Annotated in this window: 6 protein-coding genes; 4 read left to right on the top strand and 2 right to left on the bottom strand. The window is 68.5% G+C overall.

Annotated elements, in window-relative coordinates; all coding sequences use genetic code 11:
- Nucleotides 1-952 (bottom strand): FecCD family ABC transporter permease (locus tag W5W_RS15070; RefSeq protein WP_050980406.1); only part of this gene is annotated, 952 nt, incomplete at its 3' end.
- Nucleotides 953-1,105: 153 nt separating this feature from the next.
- On the opposite strand from W5W_RS15070, the gene W5W_RS0113275 reads away from it, so the two are divergent.
- The 4 genes from W5W_RS0113275 (at nucleotide 1,106) to W5W_RS0113260 (ending at nucleotide 5,499) form a co-directional block, all read left to right on the top strand.
- Nucleotides 1,106-2,179, top strand: a complete 1,074-nt coding sequence (locus W5W_RS0113275) for an ABC transporter substrate-binding protein (RefSeq protein ID WP_017195745.1) — start codon at nucleotides 1,106-1,108, stop codon at nucleotides 2,177-2,179.
- Nucleotides 2,180-2,187: 8 nt separating this feature from the next.
- Complete coding sequence (locus W5W_RS0113270; protein ID WP_017195744.1) at nucleotides 2,188-3,078, top strand: ABC transporter ATP-binding protein; 891 nt, start codon at nucleotides 2,188-2,190, stop codon at nucleotides 3,076-3,078.
- A gap of 331 nt (nucleotides 3,079-3,409) precedes the next feature.
- A complete protein-coding gene (locus tag W5W_RS0113265; RefSeq protein ID WP_029574329.1) occupies nucleotides 3,410-4,465 on the top strand; it encodes a zinc-binding dehydrogenase in 1,056 nt (351 codons plus the stop codon).
- 173 nt (nucleotides 4,466-4,638) lie between these two features.
- Complete coding sequence (locus tag W5W_RS0113260; protein ID WP_017195742.1) at nucleotides 4,639-5,499, top strand: aldo/keto reductase; 861 nt, start codon at nucleotides 4,639-4,641, stop codon at nucleotides 5,497-5,499.
- Between the two features lie 207 nt (nucleotides 5,500-5,706).
- On the opposite strand, the gene W5W_RS0113255 is transcribed toward W5W_RS0113260, so the two are convergent.
- The gene (locus W5W_RS0113255; protein WP_017195741.1) at nucleotides 5,707-6,330 is read right to left on the bottom strand and encodes a DNA-3-methyladenine glycosylase I; all 624 of its coding nucleotides are present in this window, start codon (nucleotides 6,328-6,330) and stop codon (nucleotides 5,707-5,709) included.
- Between the last annotated feature and the right edge of the window lie 98 nt (nucleotides 6,331-6,428).

Genomic DNA, 6,428 nt, shown 5'->3' with positions numbered 1-6,428 from the left:
CCTCCATCTCGTCGGGGCGTATGAGGACCCGCCCCACGACGTCGGCGGCCAGCAGCAGCACCGGCCCGGCGACGAGGGAGCCCAGCAGCAACCGTCGTTGATCGGCGCCCAGGGCCAGGCGCAGCACGTGGGGAACCACGAGGCCGACGAAGGAGATGGGACCGACGGCGGCCGTCGAGGCCCCGCACAGGAGCGTGATGGAGATCAGGGCGAGCCCGCGCACGCGGGCGGGACTGACGCCCAGCGCCCTGGCCTGCTCCTCCCCCAGCGCCAGGGCGTTGAGTGTCAGGCCCGAGGCCAGCGCCAGCAGCAGACCCGCGGCGAGGAAGGGCCAGAGCCAGGTGAGCAGACTCGCATCGCGGTCCTCCAGGGAGCCCACCACCCAGAAGCGGTAGGACTCGAAGGCCTTGGCGTCGTACATGGTGATGGTGCCGGTGATGGCGTGAAGGCTGGCCCCCAGGGCCACGCCCGCCAGCACGAGGCGAGCAGGACCGGCGTCGGCGCTGCGACGGGCCATGAGTTGAACCAGGACGGCGGCCAGGGCGGCGCCGGCGAAGGCGAACCAGAGGTAGCCGTGGACGTCGGAGATCCTCAGCAGGGAGATGGACAGGACCACTGCCAGGGAGGCGCCGGCGTTGACGCCCAGGATGCCGGGCTCGGCCAGCGGGTTGCGGGTCAGGGCCTGCATGACGACCCCGGCCACGGACAGGCAAGCGCCGACGACGATGGCCAGAATGGTGCGCGGCATGCGCAATCGCCACACGACGATGGAGTTGACGGTCTGGTCATGGCTGATCAGACCGGTCCAGGCCTCACTGAGGGTCAGGCCGCGCGAGCCGATGGCGAGGCTGAGCAGACCCAGCAGCCCCACCAGGGCCAGGCAGATCAGGAGCGTGCCGCCTGTTCGCGCCCCGGCCCCGGGCTTGCCGAGGGCGGCACGAGCGCCGCTCATCGCCGTGGTCGTCACTGCGGTCCGACAACAGTTTCCGGAAGCACCGCCGGCATGCTGCCGCTGGGAGCCTCGAAGGCGATCTGGACCACTTCTGTCTCATTTCTTCCGGACGGTCCTTGATAAAAATACTGCCGCCCAGGTTAGCCTAAGCACATGACATCGCTCTACAGTCGTCGTTACAGCCGACGCTCCACCCTGTCCCTGGCGGGCCTGGCCGCTATCGCACCGATCCTGGCCGCCTGCTCCTCCAAGAGCGGTGACTCGCCCGACCCGGCCTCCTCCGGAACGGGGGCCGCAGGCGAGGGAAGCAGCTCGGCACCCCCAACGTCCTCGGTGCCGACCGGCATCCCCGACGGCATGGGCTCGGGCCAGGGCGATGACGTCTTCCCTCGCACAGTCACGCACTTCCAGGGCAGCACGGAGATCACGCAGGCCCCCACCAGGGTGGTCATCACCGGCACCGGTCAGCTCGACATTGCACTCACGTTGGGATTCGTCCCGGTGGGTTCCACGGCCGGAGACGGCGCGGAGCTGATTCCGAGCTATCTCGCCGAGGCCTTCCCGCAGGACGCCGACGCCCTGGCCGAAATGAAGAATGTCGGCAGTCGCAAGGCCCCCGACGTCGAGTCGATCGCCGACCGCTCCCCCGACCTCATCCTCATGAACAACTCGGGCAAGGACGCGGCCTCCCTCTACGCCTCCCTGTCCGAGATCGCGCCCACGGTGGTCACGCAGGGCAAGGGCACCAACTGGAAGCAGGACTTCCTGCTCATGGCCGACGCCCTGGGCAAGCCGGACACCGCCCAGACGTGGCTGGACTCCTTCCACACCGACGCCGCCAAGGCCGGAGAGTCCATTGATCGGCAGGCCACCGTCTCCCTGCTGCGCGTGACCGAGGGCCGCCTGCGCATCTTCGGGGCCGTCTCCTTCGCCGGCTCCGTCCTGGCGGACATGGGCGCGGCCAGGCCCGAGGGCCAGCAGTTCACCGACGATGTCTCGCAGGACATCTCCAAGGAGGAGCTCGACAAGGCCGACGGCGGCTGGCTCCTGTACGGAGTCCAGGGCGGGGACGCCTCCGAGCTGACCTCCTTGGACCTGTGGCCCGCACTGCAGGCCGTTTCATCGGACCATGCGGTGCAGGTGGATGACGACCCCTTCTTCCTCAACGCGGGGCCGACGGCGGCGCGCACGGTGCTCACGAAGGTCTCCGAAACGGTGAAGAAGTAGGCGCGACAGTGCCCCCGGCGCTCACCTCCGAGGACACTTCGGGCGCTCCGGAGAGCCGGCCCTCCCCCACGGGCCTGCAGGTCCAGGGCATCTCCCTGGGCTACCATCCGGCCCGCCCCGTCATCGAGAACCTGACCGCGGCGATCACGCCGGGAGCGGTGACGATGATCGTGGGCCCCAACGCCTGCGGGAAGTCGACGCTGCTGCGATCCCTGACCCGCATCCTGTCTCCCGGCTCGGGGCAGGTGATCCTCGACGGCCGGAATATCGCCACCATGAGTCCCAAGCAGCTGGCGCGGCGCGTGGGCCTGCTGGCCCAGTCCTCGATCGCACCCCCCGGGATCACTGTGCACGAGCTGGTGGCGCGCGGGCGCTATCCGCATCAGTCGATCCTGCACCAGTGGTCCGCCGCCGACGACGAGGCGGTCAGCGAGGCGATGGAGCGCACCCACGTGGACGGCCTGGCGACTCGTCCGGTGGCCTCCTTGTCCGGGGGACAGCGCCAGCGGGTCTGGGTGGCGATGGCCCTGGCCCAGCGCACCGACATCCTCCTGCTGGACGAGCCCACCACTTACCTGGATCTGGCCCATCAGGTCGATGTCCTGGAGCTCTTCCGCGAGCTCAACAGCGAGTTGGGGACGACGATCGTCGCAGTCCTCCACGACCTCAATCAGGCCTGCCGGTACGGCGACGAGGTCATTGCGATGCACGAGGGCGCCATCCTGGCCCACGGCGTCCCCGAGGAGGTCGTCACCGCCGAGATGGTGGAGAAGGTCTTCGGCCTGCCGGTGCAGGTCATCTCCGATCCGCTCACCGGCACTCCGCTGGTGCTGCCCCGGCCGCGCTCCGGAGCGCGAGAAGCACAGGATCGCTCCGGGAATTCCGGGAACGCCGTCTGAAGCGCCCTCCGGGACACCGCAGCCGGGCACGCTCACGAGCCACGAGTCCACTGAGCGGTTCCGGCCCCGAGCAGCGCGAGGCCCGGTTGTCCCATGCTTGCCCATGCTCGCCGGATCGCAATTCCGGACTGAGCGAAAAAGCCGCCTACAGCACGCCTTCTCCTGTTTTCCTACCGCTTCCTCGCGCTTTCTCGCGCCCGGGGGCAGTCGAAGCTTCGGCTGACAGCGATCGGGGTGGCCCCGACAGTGCCTGGGACAAAGCGAGAACGGCCCGTAGGCTCGAAAACGACAGCGCCCGAGCACCACCGGACGCCAGTACATGGAGGACTTCATGAGCACCACAACCCCTGCCCTGCCCACCAGCATGCGGGGCGTCGTCATGCACGCCCCCGGAGAGGTGACCGTTGAGGACCGCGAGGTCCCGCGCATCGTCGAGCCCACCGACGCGATCCTCAAGATCGAGGTCGCCTGCATCTGCGGCTCCGATCTGTGGCCCTATCGGGGTATCAGCCCGCTTGCGGCCGCCCGCCCCATGGGCCACGAGTACATCGGGACCGTCGTCGAGGTCGGCGAGGAGGTCACCAGCGTCAAGCCCGGGGACTTCGTCGTCGGCTCCTTCTGCGTCTCGGACAACACCTGTGAGATCTGCGAGGACGGCTTCCAGTCCCGCTGCATCCACGGCGGCTTCATGGGCGATACGCAGGCCCAGTACACGCGTGTGCCCCTGGCCGACGGCACGCTCGTCGTCGTGCCCGGGGGCAAGCCCAAGGACCCCGATGTCGTGGCGGACCTGCTGGCCGCCTCCGACGTGCTCGGCACGGGCTGGTTCGGCGCCGTCGCCGCCGCGGCCGGCCCCGGCAAGACGATCGCGGTGGTCGGCGACGGCGCTGTGGGTCTGTCGGCCGTACTGGCCGCGAAGGCCCTCGGCAGCGAGCAGGTCATCGCCTTCTCCCGCCACAAGGATCGGGCGGCGCTCGCACGCGAGTTCGGGGCCGACGTCGTCATCGCCGAGCGCGGCGATGAGGGCGCGGCCAAGGTCAAGGAGCTCACCGGGGGCTACGGTGCCCACGGCGTGGTCGAGGCGGTCGGCAACCAGGTGTCCATGAACCAGGCCATCGCCTCGTGCCGGCCCGGCGGTCACCTCGGATTCGTGGGCGTGGCCCACGGCGTGAGCCTGGACGGGCAGCAGCTCTTCGGAGCGGAGGTCAACATGCTGGGCGGCCCCGCGCCGGTGCGCCGCTTCCTGCCCGATCTCATCGACCGGATCCTCAAGCGCGAGATCCACCCGGGGCGGGTCTTCACCATGCGCCTGCCGCTGGAGCGGGCGGCCGAGGGATATGCCGCCATGGACGAGCGCCGCGCCATTAAGGTATTGCTAGAGATCTGAGTTCAGAGCGGCTCAGCCGCTCGGGAACCGGACTCGACTCACGACGGCCGCGCCGTGGCGCCCGAGAGGTGCGGCGGCGCGCCGTCGTGTTCGCCCGTCTGCGAGCCGACCGGCCCGCGGTGGCGTCGCGGTCGAGGTCAGCATCACCGGCAACAAGCTCGAAGGAGCATCTCGTGCAGTACATCACCCTGGCGGAAGGGGTCACCGCCCCCGCGCTCGGCTACGGCACCTATCTGATCGATCCCGCCATCACGGAGCGCTGCGCGCGCGAGGCGCTCGAGGTCGGCTACCGGCACATCGACACCGCCGCCCTGTACCGCAATGAGGCCGGAGTCGGCGCGGCCCTGCGCGGCGCCGAGGCCGACGGCGTGGCCCGCGACGACGTCTTCCTGGTCACCAAGACCCTGGGCGCGGGACAGGCCGAGACCACCAAGTCCTTCGAGGATTCTCTGCGGGCTCTCAACACCGATTATGTGGACCTGCTCCTGATCCACTGGCCCATGGGCGACGAGGTGGGCGCCTGGCGCGCCCTGGAGAAGGCGTACGCCGGCGGAAAGGCGCGGGCCATCGGGCTGTCGAACTTCTTCGGACGCGAATTCCGCGAGGTCGTGCGGGCCGCGGAGATTCCTCCCGCTGTGAACCAGGTCGAGCTCCACCCGTACTTCCAGCAGCGCGCGCTGCGGCCACTGCTGGACGACGCCGGCTGTCAGGTCGAGGCGTGGAGCCCGTTGGCCGCCGGAGAGGCGGGCCTTCTGCACGATCCCGTCCTGACTCGGATCGCGACGGCGCACAACGCCACGCCGGCCCAGGTGACAGTGCGCTTCCTGCTCGACGAGGGCGTCGTCGTCATTCCCAAGTCCACCCACCGCGAGCGCATGGCGGAGAACCTGGCGAGCCTCGACGTCGTCCTGACCGATTCCGATCGCGAGAAGATCCGCGCCCTGGACACGGGCCACAGCGTCATCGGCTGGCCGGCTCACCCCGAGCGGGACTACGACCCGGCCCAGTATCCCGGCGCGGCGCATTCTGCCTGAGCGGGCGCGGAGCGCGCTCACCCGTCGCCCCCGCGTCTCATGCCCTCCGGCCGGTATGAGACGCGGGGCGCATGCCGGCCACGGCCACCGTCGCTCCCCCACGCGACCCCATAAGCGCGCAATGCGACTTCACGGCGCATGTTTCCGCCGTTCCCGCATATTCCCGGATATTCCCGAATCACGCTCAGTTGATTCCAGATGACTCCATCAGTCTCTGACAGCGCCCTGAACCTCCCCATGTCGGTAGCAGCCGACAAGGTGATCGTTCACCATTCCACTGGACTGCATAAACGCATAGCAGGTGGTTGGTCCGACGAACTTGAAATGATCCCTCTTGAGATCACGACTCATTCGTTCGGAGGCTTCTGTCATGGAAGGCACATCTGCGACGCTGCGCCACGCATTCTGCACCGGACACCCACCGACATGCCGCCACAGGTAGTCCACCAGGTTCTGTTGTTCTTTCACCGCAAGCGCGGCGCGCGCATTCGCACGGATCGCCCATATCTTCCGCCTGTTGCGAATGATTCCGGAATCGCCAAGCAGGGCAGTCAGCTCGCCGTCCTCCATATCGGCGACACGGGCGATGTCGAAGTGATGAAATGCCCGACGATACCCTTCGCGCTTCTCAAGAACCGTCCGCCAGCTCAATCCCGCCTGCATCGACTCGAGGCACAGCAACTCGAACAGCATCCGCTCATTGCGCAGCGGCACGCCCCATTCACCGTCGTGATAGAGCCGCTCGCTCTGGCTCGCCTCAGCCCATGAGCACCGCACGACACCCTCGTGACTCTCGTGACCCTCGTGAGCGTGCACCTCAGGTGCAGTCATCGCGTTCCACCCCTCTCGACAGATCCCGGCAGGTCCCGACAGAATCCAGCGATTCCCGATTATCACACGCCGTCTACGAGTCGGGATCCCGGGTCGCG

Source organism: Actinomyces massiliensis 4401292 (assembly GCF_000269805.1).
Classification (GTDB): Bacteria; Actinomycetota; Actinomycetes; order Actinomycetales; family Actinomycetaceae; genus Actinomyces; species Actinomyces massiliensis.
The sequence above is the reverse complement of the archived record's forward strand: the minus strand, read 5'-3'. Positions and strand labels throughout refer to the sequence as shown.

Excerpts from the sequence above, each read along its gene's own strand:
- W5W_RS0113265 (WP_029574329.1), top strand. The coding sequence starts at position 3,410 with ATGAGCACCACAACCCCTGCCCTGCCCACCAGCATGCGGGGCGTCGTC.
- W5W_RS0113275 (WP_017195745.1), top strand. The coding sequence starts at position 1,106 with ATGACATCGCTCTACAGTCGTCGTTACAGCCGACGCTCCACCCTGTCC.
- W5W_RS0113255 (WP_017195741.1), bottom strand. The coding sequence starts at position 6,330 with ATGACTGCACCTGAGGTGCACGCTCACGAGGGTCACGAGAGTCACGAG.